This window comes from Thermobaculum sp. T2p (genome assembly GCF_059335935.1).
On record NZ_JANZYQ010000015.1, the window covers coordinates 100102 to 117239 of the forward strand.

Annotated in this window: 15 protein-coding genes and 1 pseudogene; 6 read left to right on the forward strand and 10 right to left on the reverse strand. The window is 59.2% G+C overall.

Features of this window, described 5'->3' with window-relative positions; translation table 11 throughout:
- Genes N2245_RS07995 through N2245_RS08005 form a run of 3 tightly spaced genes read right to left on the reverse strand, consistent with a single transcriptional unit; the run spans position 1 to position 3186 of the window.
- Positions 1–1455 carry a purine-cytosine permease family protein gene (locus N2245_RS07995; protein ID WP_494536204.1) on the reverse strand — a complete coding sequence of 485 codons (1455 nt, stop codon included), beginning with the start codon at positions 1453–1455 and terminating at the stop codon, positions 1–3.
- Positions 1456–1459: 4 nt separating this feature from the next.
- Positions 1460–2461: an ADP-ribosylglycohydrolase family protein gene (locus N2245_RS08000; RefSeq protein WP_494536205.1), complete on the reverse strand. Its 1002-nt coding sequence runs from the start codon at positions 2459–2461 to the stop codon at positions 1460–1462.
- Positions 2458–3186, reverse strand: a complete 729-nt coding sequence (locus N2245_RS08005; protein ID WP_494536206.1) for a GntR family transcriptional regulator — start codon at positions 3184–3186, stop codon at positions 2458–2460. The genes N2245_RS08000 and N2245_RS08005 overlap by 4 nt, the downstream gene beginning before the upstream one ends.
- 127 nt (positions 3187–3313) lie before the next feature.
- Here N2245_RS08005 and N2245_RS08010 point away from each other — a divergent pair, with 127 nt between their 5' ends.
- Entirely contained in the window at positions 3314–3670 is a 357-nt protein-coding gene (locus N2245_RS08010; RefSeq protein WP_494536207.1) for a DUF190 domain-containing protein, read from the forward strand.
- Positions 3671–3750: 80 nt separating this feature from the next.
- Here N2245_RS08010 and N2245_RS08015 read toward each other — a convergent pair whose 3' ends face one another.
- From N2245_RS08015 to N2245_RS08030, 4 genes are all read right to left on the reverse strand, one after another.
- Positions 3751–4290, reverse strand: a complete 540-nt coding sequence (locus N2245_RS08015) for a YciE/YciF ferroxidase family protein (protein ID WP_494536208.1) — start codon at positions 4288–4290, stop codon at positions 3751–3753.
- Positions 4291–4369: 79 nt separating this feature from the next.
- The gene (locus N2245_RS08020; RefSeq protein ID WP_494536209.1) at positions 4370–4801 is read right to left on the reverse strand and encodes a GNAT family N-acetyltransferase; all 432 of its coding nucleotides are present in this window, start codon (positions 4799–4801) and stop codon (positions 4370–4372) included.
- Positions 4732–4965 (reverse strand): hypothetical protein, encoded by a 234-nt coding sequence (locus tag N2245_RS08025; RefSeq protein WP_494536210.1) that lies wholly within the window; start codon positions 4963–4965, stop codon positions 4732–4734. The genes N2245_RS08020 and N2245_RS08025 overlap by 70 nt, the downstream gene beginning before the upstream one ends.
- A 43-nt stretch (positions 4966–5008) precedes the next feature.
- Positions 5009–7285 carry an MMPL family transporter gene (locus tag N2245_RS08030; protein ID WP_494536211.1) on the reverse strand — a complete coding sequence of 759 codons (2277 nt, stop codon included), beginning with the start codon at positions 7283–7285 and terminating at the stop codon, positions 5009–5011.
- A 125-nt stretch (positions 7286–7410) separates the two neighbouring features.
- On the opposite strand from N2245_RS08030, the gene N2245_RS08035 reads away from it, so the two are divergent.
- The gene (locus tag N2245_RS08035) at positions 7411–8589 is read left to right on the forward strand and encodes an NAD(P)/FAD-dependent oxidoreductase (RefSeq protein ID WP_494536212.1); all 1179 of its coding nucleotides are present in this window, start codon (positions 7411–7413) and stop codon (positions 8587–8589) included.
- Between the two features lie 42 nt (positions 8590–8631).
- On the opposite strand, the gene N2245_RS08040 is transcribed toward N2245_RS08035, so the two are convergent.
- Complete coding sequence (locus N2245_RS08040) at positions 8632–12555, reverse strand: alpha-amylase family glycosyl hydrolase (protein ID WP_494536213.1); 3924 nt, start codon at positions 12553–12555, stop codon at positions 8632–8634.
- 145 nt (positions 12556–12700) lie between these two features.
- On the opposite strand from N2245_RS08040, the gene N2245_RS08045 reads away from it, so the two are divergent.
- Positions 12701–13702: a PfkB family carbohydrate kinase gene (locus N2245_RS08045; RefSeq protein WP_494536214.1), complete on the forward strand. Its 1002-nt coding sequence runs from the start codon at positions 12701–12703 to the stop codon at positions 13700–13702.
- On the opposite strand, the gene N2245_RS08050 is transcribed toward N2245_RS08045, so the two are convergent.
- Both N2245_RS08050 and N2245_RS08055 read right to left on the reverse strand, forming a co-directional pair.
- Complete coding sequence (locus N2245_RS08050) at positions 13703–14899, reverse strand: DUF58 domain-containing protein (protein ID WP_494536215.1); 1197 nt, start codon at positions 14897–14899, stop codon at positions 13703–13705. It abuts the gene before it with no gap.
- Between the two features lies 1 nt (position 14900).
- On the reverse strand, positions 14901–15869 hold the full coding sequence (locus tag N2245_RS08055; protein WP_494536216.1) for an AAA family ATPase: 969 nt from the start codon (positions 15867–15869) through the stop codon (positions 14901–14903).
- A 243-nt stretch (positions 15870–16112) separates the two neighbouring features.
- Between N2245_RS08055 and N2245_RS08060 the strand changes: the two genes are divergently transcribed.
- From N2245_RS08060 to N2245_RS08070, 3 genes and pseudogenes are all read left to right on the forward strand, one after another.
- The gene (locus tag N2245_RS08060; protein ID WP_494536217.1) at positions 16113–16526 is read left to right on the forward strand and encodes a DMT family transporter; all 414 of its coding nucleotides are present in this window, start codon (positions 16113–16115) and stop codon (positions 16524–16526) included.
- A 7-nt stretch (positions 16527–16533) separates the two neighbouring features.
- The gene (locus N2245_RS08065; protein WP_494536218.1) at positions 16534–16848 is read left to right on the forward strand and encodes a DMT family transporter; all 315 of its coding nucleotides are present in this window, start codon (positions 16534–16536) and stop codon (positions 16846–16848) included.
- Between the two features lie 164 nt (positions 16849–17012).
- Positions 17013–17138 (forward strand): annotated as a pseudogene (locus N2245_RS08070) (LLM class F420-dependent oxidoreductase); the annotation flags it as partial.

Consider the following 17138-nt stretch of genomic DNA (forward strand, 5'->3'; position numbering starts at 1 on the left):
TCAGGACTCCCCTGGACGCTCTCGCTGGCCAGCCACTACCTGCCCGCGGGCGAGCACCGCGCCAAGCAGCCAGTACATCAGCATGCTTACCAGCAAGCCCATTATATAGCCCAAGCTGCTCGAGGCAAACACCCCTTTGGCCAGGGGGCCGCTGAACCATGGAGATACGGTGAAAGCCAGCCCCACGAGGACGCCACAAAGCCAGGAGATGCATGCCGGCCAGTGAATTCCCCCTGAATAGTAATAAGGGCTGCCGGGGCCGGTCCGCCTGAGCCCCTCCGGGTCATAGCCACGGCGCAGCAGCATGTCCACGAGGAAAACGCCAGCCCAAGCGGCGAGGCCGTCGGCCAGCAGCTGGAGAAAGCTGATGAAGGGCCCGAAGAAGTCCTGGGCTATGAGCATGACGTAGACCGATCCCAACACCATTATCACCCCATCTATCAGCACTGCCTTGTGCCTCTGGAGTCTCACACCCAGAGCCAGGAGGTTGAGTCCCGAGGAGTAGATCGAGAGGTCCGCGGCAGCTATCAAGCCGCCTATCGCGGTGACTAGGTAAGGCACGGCCATCCATGATGGCAGAGCATCCCCTATCACCTCCACTGGATTGGAGGCGGAAGAGAGGTCCGCCACCCTGCTAGAGAGCAGCACCCCCGTCATGATCAGCACGAACAGGGGAATGGTCGCACCCAGCACCGTCCACCCAACTATGGACCGATCACTGCTGGCTCGAGGTAGGTAGCGAGTGTAGTCCGCACCAGCGTTCGCCCACCCTATGCCCGTGCCAGCCATGATGATACTCAGCGTCGCCAGTACCCCAGAGTCCCAAGCTCCCCATGGGGTATCAAGCAGCTTGCTCCAGTTGGTACCCGGGATCAGGAAGATGATCACCAAGACGGTGAGCGCCCCGAGGATCCAAGTAGCGGCCTGCTGAATGATGACCAGCGTCGCATGCCCCAACAAGCCGAATACCACGACCAGCAGGGCGATGACCAGCAGGCTTACCAACGTCCACAGCGAGTTGGCGGGCAGCCCCAACAGCCCCAGTAACCCCAGCAGGGCGTACGCCGCGGTGATAACGCTGACCGTCTCCCAGCCCACTAGGCTCAGCCAGCTGATGAACGCGGGCCCCAGGTTACCCCGCACCCCAAAGGGCGCACGCGAGAGGGTCAGCATAGGAGCGCCTCCCCACTTGCCGGCCACACTGAGGACCCCCACCAACAGGAAGGATAGAGCTGAACCCACGAGGGCGACAAAGGCGCTCTGCCACAGATTCAGTCCTGCGGCAGTGAGTATACCCCCATACACTATGCCGAGGATACCAATATTTGCTGGGAACCATATCCAGAAGAGCTCCGAAGGCTTGCCATGCCTCTCACCGTCAGGGATGGGCTCTATGCCGCGCAGCTCGATAGCCCAGGGTCTGTCCACCTCAGGATGATGCGTCTTGGCAGTCACGATGTTACCTCCCCGATATACTCTGACGCAGCGACAACAGAGCCACGACTAATTCGTCCACATACAGAGAGTTCACCTCACGCACAAGCGCCAGAGCCTCCGATGGGAAGCAACTTTCTCCACAGCAGGCTCCCAACATGGCTCCCGTGATGGCGCCTATCGTATCACTGTCACCGCCTAGCGACGCCGCAGCTAGACAGGCTTTCCACGGGTCGTGCACGTATATGGATGCGAGCGCAAAGGCCGCCGGCACCGACTCCTGTGTTAGTACACCGGTGCCGACCAGGTCATAGATCCTAACCTGAGCACTCACCTCGTCCAACCGTCTCACCAGGGACACGGCCCACGAGATCCTCTCAGCTACGCTAGGGCCAGCAACGTAATGTCCCCGTTTCTGACCGAGCTGGGCAGCACGCAGGGCCAGCTCAAGCCCCTCCTCGAAGGTCCCTCCATCCACCCCAACGCTAACCACCGCCGCCACGGCAGCCGCCCCAGCAATAGCCAGGCCCGTATGGTGCGTGGGGAGGCATACTTGTTCTACGTGGTCGACGAGTCGGGACAAAGGCTCAGGAGGTACGACTATACCCACCGGAGCTATGCGCATGGCCGCGCCGTTGGTGTCGCCTCGGCTGCCCGCCCGGCTGGGATCTACCCCTCTGACCACGGCCTCCAGCGCGCGCCGCGAGGAAGGTCCAAGCTGCTCGCTACCATCCGACTCCGCCTTGCGCGTCCAAGCCAGGAGCTCCTGGACGAACAGCGAGACGTCCAGACTTCCACCACCCTGCACCAACAAGCGAGCGACGATGAGAGCCTGCTCCGTATCGTCCGTTACCTTGCCTGCAGGCTGCCCAGCGCTTATAGGGTTTGCCAAGGGACCTTCCTCGAACCAGCAGATGTTCCCCAACAGGGACTGGACCTGCTCTCGCGGCAGCATCTGGGTGGGCATGCCCAGGGCATCCCCTATAGCCAGTCCGTACAGGGCCCCAGCGGCTCGCAATCGCCTCATCCCCGTCGCCCCCAACCTTCCCTCTCAAAGGTGATGTGCAGACGGAAGTGGTCTGGATCGAGCAAGCTGGCCACGTACTCCATCAGCGAGCCGTGTTGGTCACGCAACACCCTGCGGCTGAGGAGGAATGGCTCTCCGATGGCTCTCCGCAGCAGATCCGCCTCATCCTCCCTCAGCCTCGTCAACTCTATCCACTCCTCACTGCTAGTCGGGATCATGCCGAGCCGGAGGGTCAGCACATCCATCAGAGACTCCTGGCGGAAATCCACATCCAGCAAGGCGGCCGTGCTGTCACTAAGGGGTATCCTGCTGCGCTCTAGAGATATGGGCTCACCCCCAGACACCAACCGCAGCCTGTCCAGGGCAATGAATCTAGGTCCCACGCCAAGTTTGCGCCCCAGCTCCTCGTCCACCACCGACCCGAAATAGATGATGCGCGACTCCACAGTTAGACCGCTGCTGGTGAGCGCCTTACTCCAACCCTGTGACCAATCCAGGGGCTGGTTATCAAAGGTGATATAGCTGCCAGAACCCACACGAGTGGTGATGAGCTGCTTGCGCGCCAACTCCGCAAGTGCCTGACGGACGGTCGTTCGACTGACCCCAAAGCGTCTCGCCAGCTCATGCTCTCCAGGAAGCCTATGTCCGGGCTTGAGCTTCCCCGAGGTTATCTCCTCCTCAAGCACGTTGGATATGCGTATGTAGGCCTTATCTTGTCTAGACATCTTATGAGCAGATTGTACTACAACTTGTGTGCATTCTCAACACCTAGTTGAAAGCTCGGAGATAGTATTGCTCTGAACTCAAAAAAGCTCTATGCTCTGATACAGCTAACCGTTGGAGGCTACCAAGATGAATCTATCGGGAAAAGCCAAGCGCGTGCGCATCTACATCGGGGAAGCTGATAGATACGGCAATCGCCCGATGCATCTAGCTATAGTCGAGATGCTGCGCAGAGAGGGGTACGCCGGCGCTACCGTCCTGAGGGGCATAGAAGGCTTCGGACATACAAGCCGGCTGCACACAGCCACCATACTGCGCCTATCTGAGGATCTCCCTTTGGTGATCGATGTCGTCGATTCGCCAGAAAAGATAGAGTCCCTGCTTCCCAAGTTAGGGCAGATGGGCATCAATGGCCTGATCACCGTGGAGGAGGTTGAGGTCTATCAGTACGGGAGTAGCTCCTCAGGCAATACCACAAAGGCCTAGAGTGGGCCTAGAAGGCGTCTAGTCGCAAGAATATGTAAAGGTCCCCAGCAGATCTGCTGGGGACCCGAAAGGTACACGATCTAGATGGTAGGTGGAGTGAACTCCGTCCCAGGGGCCGTTGGCCCCTGGGTACCTTGGGAAACCTGCTGAACCAGCTGTTGGATGAGAGCCTCCAGCTTCTGTGCCGTCTCCTCCTCCTGCTGTAGGTTCTGTTGTAGTAGCTCCACAGCGTCTTGCCGTCCCATCTGCTCGAGCCCCGACAGGATCGTCCTGTAGCTGGACATCTCGTAATGCTCTACCTTGGAGAGCCCTCCGGCGATCATGGCGTCGCGCAGTGGTCCCCCTTGAGCTTCCTGCATCCCCTTCTGTGCCTCCGAGACCAACCCCCTAGCAGAGTCGCAGGAGATCTTGAGCGGCTGCTCGCCTAAGATATGGAACACCTGATCCAGGTTGTTGATCTGTTGCTCGGTTTGCGCTATGTGCTCCTGGATGCCATCACGTAGCTGCTGGGTCTCAGCGTAGCCAATGGCCTGCTGCATGCCTTGCAAGAACTGCGTCTCGGCATCGTAGATGTCAGACAGCTCGTACAACAGCTTGTCCCTTGGGTTAGTGATAGCCATTTTTCTCCCCCGATCCTTACTAACGCCTATAAGCCTGTGACCCGGGTCTACGCTATATAAAGCAGCTACCGTGCCAGGACTACCAGATCATGCCTCCCAGATCTATGGTACCCCTGCGAGGCCAGGCTTCGAGCTTGGCCCTAACTGGTAAGATGAAGGTGGGATAGCTAGCCTCCAGCCATTCACCGGTCTCGGGGGAGATGAAGCGCGACGGTTGATGCACCCTTATCCAGCCAGCTCGCTCGTAGAAACCAGCTACGGTCTCCAGGCAATACAGTAGGCCGAAATCTACTGGAGTGTGGTAGCGTACTGCATTCTCGAGCTCTCTCATGAGGCGCATACCTAGTCCTTGTCGACGCACCCCCTGACGCACGGCCACCTCCCCGACACCAGCTACCTCGAGCACGGAGTCTCCAACCTTGATGTGTCGAACGACATAGTCTAGGTGGGCCAGAAGCTCCCCATCCTGGGACTCCAGAAGCAGCCTGCAATCAGGACGTGGCCCCTCCAAGACTGAGCGGAGAAGAGCTCAGCAGCGTGCGGGAAGGCCTCAACCAGCAAAGAGCTTATCTTGTGGTGATCCTGTAAGGTTAATTCATCCTCGCGCAGCAAACGCGTATGTAAGCCGCCGGCAGTTCGCAGCAAGGACCCTAGATCATTCTTGGCCTCAGCCATATACCCCTCCAGCAGGTGTTGCATGGAGAGTATAGCACACGGGTCAGGAGTCCATATTTACAGGTGTAAACGTCTTCTCATCTTGCAGCTCACCCTCGGCCGAGATTCCAAACCTCTTGTACAACCGGGCGAGCGGCCCAGGAGCCCACCAGTTCCATTGCCCCAGCAGACGCATGGCGGCGGGCACAAGCAGGGTACGCACGATCGCTGCATCGACAAAGACCGCGATCGCCATCCCCAGGCCTATTGACTTGATGACAAGGGTATTGGCAAAGGTGAATGCCACGAACACGGTGATCATGATCAGTGCTGCGCCAGTGATGATCCGGCCTGTCTTCTCTAGCCCAATTGCCACCGCCAGAGTGTTGTCCCCAGTACGCTCGTGTTCCTCCTTGATGCGGCTGAGCAGCAGCACTTCGTAGTCCATCGAGAGCCCGAAGAGCGCACAGAACAATATCACCGGCAGCGCGCTATTGATGGGCCCAGGGTGGAAGTTGAGCAATTCCGATAGATGCCCCTCCTGGAAGATCCACACCAGGGCGCCGTATGAGGCGCTGAGCGACAGGACGTTCATCACGAACGCCTTAATGGGGAGGAAGACGCTGCCCAACAGGAGGAACAAAGCCACGTAGGTGGTCACGAGGATGAAGGCCAAAGCCTTCGGCACGTCCTCCTCTATGAGCTGTAGTGAGTCTATGTCGTAGGCGGTCTGGCCAGTGACCAACAGCTGCCCATCCACCTTCGGGTGCGAACTGCGGATCCTGCGGACCAGGTCGCGAGCCTGGTCGCTGTTGGGGTCGAGATCGGTGTACACCTGCACGACCACGATCTGCCTACCAACGCTACCCTCGACGGCCTGTTGTAGAGGTGCGGGGAGAGCAGTCTTGGGCTGCGACAGCAGCTGCTGATACTGCTGCTTGGTCAGCCTGGGGTCCAGGGTGGTGAGGCTCTGCACGCGCACCACGTCCGATTGTTGCTGCAACCAGCGGGTGAGATCATACAACTGTCCTATCCTTTCCGGCGTGAGGGGCGAGCCCTGATCGTACCTCAGCACCACGTAGATCGGGTTGAGGTCCCCTCCGGGAAACTCGTTCCGGAGCATCTCCGCGCCCTGACGCGCCTCCGCGTTCCTGGGGAGGGCGTTGATATCCGAGAGCGCAAGCCTGATGTGCAGGAACGGCGCTCCAAGGAGGAGCAGGATGGCCCCCACGACTATCAGCACCTGCCAGGGATAGCGCATGATCACCATAGATATCCTGTGCCAGTAGCCGTTCTGGGCTGTCCTGCGCTCGGGATGCACGAAGGGTACTCTAAGGCTGTTCACACGCCGGCCTAGGATGGCCAAGATCGCGGGCAGCAACGTAAAGGCGTAGAAGACCGAGAACACTACCACCACCGTGCCCGCAATGCCGATGGAGCCGATGTCAGCTAGGCGGAAGAACGTCATGCCCAGCATACCGATCGCCACGGTGATGCCCGAGAACAGCACAGCACGCCCGGCAGTGGATAGCGTTCTACCCAAGGCCGCCTCGATAGAGCCGTTGTTGATCTCCTCGCGAAACCTGCTAACGATGAACAGCGAGTAGTCGATCGCCAGAGCCAAACCTAACATAGTCACGATGTTTTGGGAATACACGGTGAGGTTCATGTAGCGCGCCAGAAGTAGCGTGCCCGTGAGCGCCCCCACGATCGCGAACAGACCGATACCCAGGGGGATCGCCGCAGCAACCACCGACCCGAAGACCAACAACAGCATGATGAGAGACGCCGGGAAGGAGATCACCTCAGCTCGACGTAGGTCCTCGCTGGAGATCTGTTGGAACTCATAGAGCGCTGGTAAAGTCCCCGATTCTATCACACGTAGCTGCGAGGACTTTACTTTGCCGTGCAGCTCTTTGTACACATCCTGCAAGCGCTCGTCGCTGGCCCTTCGCAGCTCCACGATGGCATAAGCACTATGCTTATCCTTGGAGATGAACTGAGGGTTGATGTTGCCGCCATCGTAAGGTGTGCGTACCCCCAACACGTCAGGACTATCTTTGAGGGGCTCCAGGGCCTGCTGCATCTCCTGCACAAACCTTGGGTCTGTGGCCAGCAGCTTATCGCTCGTGAATATCACGTAGTAGCTAGGAGCCGAGCTGGGTAGCTGGTCGTTGATCAGCCTGCTGGTGCGTCCAGCTTCGGTCTGCGATGCGAACTCGATCGAGCCCAGCTTCCCACCGTACTGTCTCAGGTAGGCGGTGAGCACCAGACAGAGCACGGACAGCAGCAGCACGAACCACCTGTACCTATAAACAAACCTGCCCCAAGCGTCGAGCAAGTCACTTTCCCCCTTTCCCTCGAAGAGAGCTGGTGTTAACATCTTTCAGAGATAGTTAACCATGTTAACTACCTTTGTGCAAGGAAGAACTATCACTGAGAGAAGATGAGGTGTAGAATGCAGCTATGAACGCTGTCAAGTACGATGTGGTGATCGTGGGAGCGGGCCCAGCCGGTAGCGCGTGTGCCTGGACCCTAGCTAGGCACGGGGTGCGAGTGCTGCTGCTGGACAAATCAGAATTTCCACGCGACAAGACGTGTGGCGATGGTCTCACCCCGCGCGCCGTGCATATGCTGGAGCGTATGGGGCTCAGGGATGAGATCTCGAGCAAAGGATGCGGGATATATAAGGTGCGAGTTGTTGGGCCAGGCAGGGTCTCCACCACGCTGCAGATGCCTAGGGGCGGAGGTATAGTAGTACCTCGTCTTCAACTGGACGATGCCCTAAGGAGGCGAGCGATAGACTCGGGAGCAGAGTTTGAGGCACCAGCTAGGGCAGAGCTCATCGAGCGCGAGAGCCAGCAGGTCGGTGTCCGCCTGGAGAACGGTCGCAGGGTGCGTGCTCGCCTGGCGGTGATAGCCACCGGCGCCTCTCCGCTACTGCTCGAGAGGTCGGGCTTGATCGCAGCCCGCCCGAAACTACTGGCAGCATCCCGAGCCTACTTTGAGTGTCCAGAGGCCCAGGTTGATGAGATGATCTTCAGTTTTCAAGGAGTGACTCCCCCAGGGTACGGCTGGATCTTCCCGTTGGGGGGTGGGCGCTTCAACGTGGGCGCCGGAATACTCGGCCGTCACGAGGGCTCGACCGCGCGCCGAGAGTTCGAGCGCTTCGTCCGCAGTCCCCTATTCGGTCGCCTGTTACCTGGCGCAAGGCGGAAGGACGTCGTGCGAGGTTTCCCCATACGCACAGACTTCCTGCGATCGCGACCATGGTCACCGCGAGTGCTCATGGTCGGCGAGGCTGCTGGTCTGGTAAACCCTCTCACAGGCGAAGGCATAGACTACGCGCTGGAGTCGGGAATGATCGCTGGGAAGCATATCCTGGACATGCTAACCGATGGCCGTCCCGATGCGGGGGCCTATGAGCGGGAGCTACATGCCCGGTTCTCCAGGCTGTTCCACACCTGCGAGCGCCTGCGTTTGCTGTGCCGTAGCCGGGTGATCACCCACAGGCTCGTGGTAGCTGCGGATCGCCATCAAGATCTTCGAGCCATGACCGCTCGTATTATCCTGGGGCTGGAGGGACATGGGAAGGTGCCACTGTCCATGATTGCGAAAGCGCTCGCGGCACTCCTCCTGGCATGATAGCCCTAGCGCGGGCTGCCTTATCCAGCCCGCGCTAGGAAGTTAGTTCCCGCACGGAGATATGTTCCGCCAGTTAGCTACGGTGTCCTGGACGAGCTGCCGACCTTGAGCATCCCCCACCACTCGAAGGGTGCGGTTGGACAGCTCCTCACAAGACGGGCCCTTCTCAACGTAATCCCAGGAACCTAGCGTGTACTTGTACTCGACGGCGGTGCCTTCCGTGAACTGGATCGTCACACGCCATCTGCCGTCATCCCCCTTGGCGAGTGCCACGGTGTGTGGGTTGCACCAGTTGCAGATCTGCGGCTGGTTGCCAACGATGTATACCGTGGCGTTAGGAGGTGTAGTTGAGGGCACCGTTACCTCAAAGGTCACGTCCACCTGCCTCGAGCTAGGCACGGCACTGGCCTCGTTGCTCGGGGTCGAGACGTTGGCCGCCTCATCCACCGCCTTCACTACATAGTAGTAGCGAGTACCGGTCTGCAGACCCGAATCGGCGTACTGCGTGGTGCCCGCATCAGTGGATCCTACCTTGTCATAGGGGCCACCAGACTGCGTGCTCCGGTAGACGTCGTATCTATAGACATCGGGCGACGTGGACGCATTCCAGGCCAGGAGTATCGAGCTGGGACCATTGTTGTACGCTCGCAAGTTGGTGGGTGCCTCCGGCGGAGTCTGATCGGGATTGGGATGCACCACCAGCGTGCCCGGGCTGTCTACCTGGTCCTGGAAGCTACCGCTCTCCGTGCCATCTATATCGCCGTAGGTCCAGCTCTCCCCACCGGTCGTGCTGTAGCGCACGAGGTAGTCGTAGGTTCCGGGCACAGTCGGCTGGAGGACGCCCTTGTACTCGTCGTTGTTACCTACATCGGTATTGAACTGCATCGGCACCCAGGTATCCCAATTTCTCGGGTCGCTGCCCTGAGGTCCATAGCCGAGCTGGGCGATGAGACCAGGAGTTGGCCCCGGCTGGTTGGTCACACCATCAATCCATACCTGCCCATACACCGTGTCTGTAGTGTATCGCGCACTAACGGTGTAATCCAAGCTGTGAGGCCACTGCAGGTTGGCCCAACCTATCCTATAGCCAGGGGTAGCGCTCGCCTCGTTGGAGTTTGCGCTCTCATTGCCGACGCCGTCGAGAGCACGCACGACGTAGTAGTACTTCTGGCCGCTGCGCAGGTCAGCGCCCTCGTCCAGGTAGTCCGTGGTGGTCACGGGGGCCGTGTTGACCTTGACGTAGCCTCCGCCTGCGACCGGGCTACGGTAGACGTTGTAGCCCCTGGCACCCTCCACGGGCATCCAGGAGAGCCGCACCTGCATGCCATCGGCTACTGCCCGCAGGCCAGCGGGCGCGGTTGGAGGCGTGAGGTCAGCGTCCCGCGTCACGAGCAGCAGGCCGGATAGCGGAGACAGCATCACGTTGATTCGACCGTCACGTACGTAGAGATCGCCATGACCTCCAACCACACGCGAGAGTTCCGTACCATCTGGCAGGTAGCCATCCATGGGCACGGATACCTGCCTGGGCTGCTTGCTAGTGTTGAGCACGATGATCGAAGCTTCGTTGCGCCACTTGCGGCCATAGGCCAGCGTACCTGCAGAGTCATCCACTAGCAGGAACCGCAGATCCCCGTTGACCAACGATGGGTGCTGGCGCCTCTCGCGGGTCAGATCGCTGTAGTAGCGGAACAACACCATATCGGGTCGGCGGGTATCCCCCTCGGCGCGGGCCTGGCGATCTCCCCACGGGAAAGTGCGCCGATCGTCGGGATCGTCATCGCCCGTCAGGCCCACCTCGTCACCGTAATAGATCGTGGGAGCACCAGGCATCGTCATCTGGATAAGCGCTGCTAGTCGCAGGCGGGTTTTACCCTCCGCAAGGTTGGCAGCGTCGCGCTCCCTACCATTGGGGTTCTCCACCCCAGGAGTCAGCGTCCACAGCACGCGCTCGGTGTCGTGGGAGTCCAACAGGTTCATGAGCGTCCAGTAAGTCGCGTCGGGGTAGTCCTCTCTGATGGACTCCAGCCGGTTGACGAACTCAGAAGGCTTGATGGGCTGGCCACTGCCAGGAAAGCCCTTGCCGTCGAACGAGCCGGGAGCCAGCAGCGAGATCACCGCATCGCGGAAGCGGTAGTTCATGGTCGTGTCAGCTGTGTCACCTTGGACGAACGGCAGGACGTCAAACTTCTTCCAGAGCTCGCCGATGATGATGGCGTTGGGGTCTACCTGCTTGACCCTCTGTCTGAATTCCCTCCAGAACGCCACGCTCTTGTCGGGCATGACGTCCAGTCGCCAGCCATCAGCGCCCTGACGGAGCCAGTAGCGGGCCACGCTATCGTTTGCTCCGTAGATGTAGTTTTTGACCTGGTCGCTCTCGGCCAGTTGAGGCAGCGAGTCGAAGCCCGCCCATGAAGTGTAGTAAGAATCTCCATCACGAGTGTAAGGTGCACAAGCCGCGGGCTCGCTCCCTACGGGCACCCGAAAGCGAAACCACGCCCTATAGGGAGAGCTAACACTCTCACAAGCCCCCACACCGTACAGGGAGTTGCTCCAGTTGTGGTAGCGGTCGAACAAGGGGCTGTCGGACGACATGTGATTGAACACCCCATCCAGGATGATACGTATCCCCTGCCTATGGGCAGCGCGCACCAGCGTCCTCCAGTCGCCGAGATCACCCAGATAAGGGTCAATGATCTTGTAGTCGCGGGTATCGTAGCGATGGTTGGAGCCTGCAGCAAATATAGGGTTGAAGTATATCGCGGTCACACCTAGACGCTTGAGGTAGGAGAGCTTCTCGGTAACACCCTCGAGATCACCCCCGTAGTAATCTCTACCCCTTGGTTGTTCTCGAGTAGAGGAGGGTTGAGAGAAGCGTTGGGGGCATGGATAGTCCCCAGCGTAGTTCCGGCAGTACCCCTCCGGCAGCTCCCCCCACTTCATACGCAGGATCTGATCCCATTCAGGCCTGCTGGCACCAGTCAGATCACCATTGGGATAGGCGTAGCGAGGATCGCTGCTCAGCCTGGGATTGCCTCGCAGCGGCTTGGGATCATTGGATGGGTCGCCGTTGCGGAATCTGTCGGGAAATATCTGGTACACCACAGCGTTCTTCATCCAAGCGATTGGGAGGAAATCGCGACGGTGGACCGTTACGGCCCATCCCCAGTCGGGCGATTGGTCAAACGGCCTGCCAAGGCCGCCATCGCGCACCTCGCTGTCGTCCTCGTAATACACCACCTTCGAGCCATCGCGGACTATGAACCGATAGTAGATCGTGCCTATAGGCCCTGCCTCTATCCTGGCCTGCCAGAAGTCACATGTAAACGGTAGATCCTGATAGCAGGAGACGTTTTGCGCCACCCGCTGCATGTCGTATAGCCTCTCAGCGTTGAGCCCGGTGTGCCATACGCGCACGGTCACGCTCGACACGTCATCATGGAAGGTCCGAAACCGTACTAGGAACTCCGAGCCCTCGGGAACGGCACCAAACGGCACCCTATAGAGAGTGTCCCGGCTGTCATGTCGGAGTCCGTCCCAGAAGATGTCGTTATCACCCGTCCTAGGAGGCCGAGTACCGGTCACAACGTGATGCACCTCATGGGTATCGGCGTTGTAGTAGAAGGTCACGCTGTTGTCTGGGGCAGCAATATCGAACTGCTGGTTACTGGCTGGGAAGCTGTAATCCCAAGACCGGTTGAGCGCCACCTTGTACTCATAAGTGCCAACGGGTAGGACACCAGCAGGTACGGTGAAGGTGTATACCCCATCACTGTCAGGATCTGACATCAATGAGAGGTCACAAGAGGGCTGCCAGTCACCAGGACATCCTATCTCGCTCTGGAAGCTGCCAGCCACTGTAGCGCTGCTGAACGGAACATGTGACGCTGATGTCGGGCTCACACGCAAGAAGCCCATCAGCAGCATCACGACCACAAGGACCACGTACAGACGATAGCGTCGCATATCACCTACTCCTCACGTAGAGAGTTCATGGCACAGATCAGTCGGTAGTATACACCTAGCGGACAAAAATACAAGAGGCACAGGGTATGCAACGGGAGGCAAATGGTGGTATAACATTCTTCCCAGGATCTTGTGGAGGTAGAGTGTGACGAGGTACGACGTCGTTAGCTTTGGCGAAACGATGCTTCGCCTGACACCACCAGGAGGCCAAAGAATAGAGGATGCCGACACCTTCGAGGTGCACGTCGGAGGCACGGAGTCCAACACGCTGGCCTGCCTGGCACGCCTCGGGATGAGGGTGGCCTGGATGTCCGCACTACCTGACAACCCAGTGGGCAGGCGAGTCGAGCGGGAGCTGAGGGCCTACGGCGTCGACACCAGCCACGTGGTGTGGTCTCCCCCCAACAGCAGGCTGGGCATCTTTTACGCCGAGGAAAACCCACCACCATTAGGTACCAGAGTATATTATGATCGGGCCGGATCGGCTTGTGCCGAGATAGATCCCGACCAGCTGGACGTGTCGATGGTGGGTATGGCCGGGGTGCTTCACCTGACAGGTGTTACGCCCGCGCTGGGGCAGGGTGCCAGGGAAGCCTTCTCCAGGCTACTCCAGCGCGCCCGCGCACAAGGGACCACCATATCATTCGACGTCAACTACCGTGCCAAGCTGTGGGCCCCAGAGGAGGCCGCAATCGCACTAGAGGAGCCATGCAGGGTAGCCAACATCTTGTTCTGTACTCGCGAGGACGCCCACACACTGTGGGGCTTTGACGGTGAACCTCAGGACGTGCTTTGGATGATGTCCGAGCGGTTCGGCAATGGCCGGCAGGACAGGGCATTCGTCCTCACCCTAGGACAAGATGGGGCAGCACACCTGCGAGGGGGCACATACGAGTGGGCCCCCGCCATCGAATCCGCTGGCCGCTATAGGTTCGGTTCTGGAGACGCCTTTGCCGCTGGCTATCTATACGCCACGCTGGAGGGACCACACTATAGGGGTCTATTGGGAGGCCGCGAGAAGATATCTCCCCTGTTGGTGGGCAACGCCTTCGCCAGCATCAAACGCTGTCTGCCGGGAGATATCGCCCTCATCACGCCGGAAGACATCACGCAGGTGCTCGGCAACGCTAGCACCAGGTTCAGATGATCAAGTTGTCCTGGGAAGCCAGGTCTCCAGATCGCGATCCGTCCACACGTGGTACACCGGCACACCTATGGCTGCTGCCTGCCTACGCACGAGCTGCTCTGACTCCCCTGGGTGCACGACCACGAGGGCCACAAGCAGCCCCCCGCGCTTGAGGGATAGCAAGGTATCCACCACCCTGACGTGGGCTCCTCCCGTGATCACCACCACCGTAGCTCCCCAAGAGAGCTCCGCCGTGGCGCGAGTGATCATGTCTCCCAGGGAATCCTCCCCCAGAGGCTCCACCCTGGCCAGCACCTCCAGCAAGCTCATCAGATGTCCCCTCTCGCTGCGGGGTAAGAGCACAAACCTCTGCCTCGCCTCCACCAGCGGGTCCATGGCATCCACCGCAAGTCCCACGGGCAAGTCCTGCTGGACCACGACATGGTTGGCAAGCGACGCAGCCGTAACCACCGCAAGCTCTATCGCTTCGTACCGCCTACGAACGGAGTAGTGCTCCTCATACATGTCCAGGCAAAGGAGGGTCTCGCGCGCAATCGCTGGTTGATACTGCTTGACTAGGAGCTGTCCGGTGCGGGCCGAAGCGCTCCAATGGATGCGCCTGGGGGAGTCGCCTCGCTGGTAGGCCTTCACTCCCATCGTGCGGTTGGGGTCCTCGAAGAGCGGATAGCGGGTGGGCAGCGCAGCCAGCGGCGAGTGCTCGGGCAGCTGCAGGTGGTGCAGGGGCACCACCCTCGGGTAGACTATGAGGCGATCCGTCCGGTCGACGGTAGCGTACACCTGATGCATACCCAACAGATCGCCGCTGCGTAGCGTGCAGGGACCTAGCTGATAGTACCCTCTGTGCCTACACCTCAGAGAGTACTCTCTCTCCCAGGTCTCATTTGCCCCCAGCGAGATCACCTCCGTGCGGAATGGCGAGGCCAGTAGCTGCCCCGGGATCGTATCTCTCACCTCCAGCCAGCTGACGGGCAACAGCCCGGTGTTGGTCACCCGCAGCTTCACCTGTACCTCATCGCCGGTGAAGGCTCTCTCCTGTAAGCTGCGAGCCACGGCCACGTGACTAATCGACCTTCGTGTCCATAGGTTGGACAGCAAGTATATACCTACCAGGAAGTACACGACCGTGAAGAAGAAGCTGATGCGCAGCAGTATCACGATCCCTATGATCAGCACCAGCACCGGTAGATAGTTACGCATCTTACCTCACACCACCCATATCTAGCGGCTGACGCTCGACGATCTCCGCCACCACACCTATTGATGTACGACCACGGAGCTGGCTCTCGGGCTTCACCAGGAGACGATGCGGCAGGGTGAGAGCGGCCATCTGGCGAACGTCTTCCGGTATGACGTAGTCTCGCCCTCGCAGGGCTGCCAGAGCTTGTGACGTCTTGTAGAGGGCTATAGACCCTCTTGGGCTAGCGCCCAGGGCCAGGTCAGGGTGTGACCTGGTAGCCGTTACCAGGCCTACTATGTAGCGCTCTAGGGTCTCGTCCACGTGGACGTCAGTTACCTGATCATACAGCTCTCGCAACTCCTCGGCACCGGCCACAGGTTCCAAAGTCTCTATAGGGTGACGCTTGCGCAGGTTCCGCAGCATCGCCACCTCGGAGCCCTCATCGGGATACCCCAATGGTAGACGCATCAGGAACCTATCCAGCTGAGCCTCTGGGAGGGGAAAAGTGCCCTCGAACTCCACAGGATTCTGGGTAGCCAGCACCAGAAAGGGCGACGGTAGCTGCCGTGTAACTCCCTCCACCGTCACCTGCCTCTCCTGCATGGCCTCCAGAAGCGCTGACTGCGTGCGCGGCGTCGCCCTGTTGATCTCATCGGCCAGCAGTACGTTCACGAACACCGGCCCCGGTTGGAACTCAAAACTGCCCTCCCTCTGGTTGAAGATGCTGACCCCGGTCACGTCGTTGGGCAGCAGATCAGGAGTGCATTGCAGCCTCTTGAACTCCAGTCCTATGCTCACCGCCAATGCCCTAGCAAGCATCGTCTTGCCAGTGCCGGGCACATCCTCTATGAGCACGTGGCCCTGACATAGCAGCGCCACCAGCAGGTACTCTATCTGCTCCCGCTTGCCGATGATCACCCTCTCCACGTTCTCTATGATCCGCTGTGCAAAGCGGGTGACCGCGTTCTCCCTGTCCTCGACCGTTGCCATGCGCTCCTCCTGCTCATCCTTTGGTATTGCCAAACAGTCTAACACCTTTAACCCTCAAGTGGTACCCCTACTGAATGGCCTGCAGGAAGCAGGGAGCTATGCTCCTAGCTCATGATACCGAGCCCATAGACGCTTGCCCGACCCAGGAAGAACCGGGGCCACCTCCTATACCCTGATCAACTTATTTGCTTATAATAGCATCTGCTATAAATTGCTGATTTATAAGGATCGCGAGGCGAACAAATGCTGTCTGCGCTGAATCCCAGGCAAAGAGCGTGGGGTATGACGTTAGCAGGCGGGATCTTGGAGGTGGTATGGGCAACCAGCCTAAAGCTCACAAGCGAGCGGTGGGAGGCCATCAACACTGCGGAAGCCGGGGCAGGACGGGAGGCTACCACTATGGCGATCTACCTACTGATCACGATCGCAGCTATCATCGCGAGCTTTGACCTGCTCACCCGTGCTTGTCGTATCCTTCCCGTGGGCACTGTGTACGCCGTGTTTGCGGGCATTGGCGCCGCGGGGGTGACCCTGGTCGGCATAGCCGCGCTTGGTGAGACCTTCTCCATACTCAAGATAACCCTGCTGATGCTGCTTATCGCCTGTATAGTGGGGCTGAAGTGGACCGAAGACAGCGCAGAGGATGCTGTGAGGTAGATTATAGATGGCATGGGTGTACCTCCTGCTAGCTGGGATGTTCGAGATAGTGGGCGTGATCGGGCTGAAGTTGTCGGCAAAGAACCCCACATGGACCCATCAGCTCATGCTATACGGAGGGTTCATGATCAGCTTTCGCCTCCTGGTCAGCGCGCTCAGCGAACTACCCATATCCACTGCCTATCCTGTATGGACCGGTATCGGCACGCTGGGGGCAGCGATCGTCGGTATGATCTTCTTCCGAGAGCGAATGCACGGGCTCAGGATAGCCTGCATAATAGGTATCACAGCTTGCGTCGCCGGCCTACGCATGCTGGAGTAAAGCGTATTAGATCAGTACAGTCCTGTGGGCTACTGCAGCAACTGCTATGGTCCATAGCGCGACCTCGGCGAATGCTGCTAACGAAACTTCCCTCAGCGATTGATCCTAAGCAGCCTGTTATGACATAGTGTTAGGTAAGCACCATACTATAGGGGGGATATAACATGTCAGAAGGAATAGGCTTCGGAGTGTTCGTGCCGCAGGGATGGCGGATGGACCTAGTGGAGATCCCAGATCCAGTAGAGCAGTACGAAGCCATGACCAACGTAGCCAAAACAGCCGATTCCATC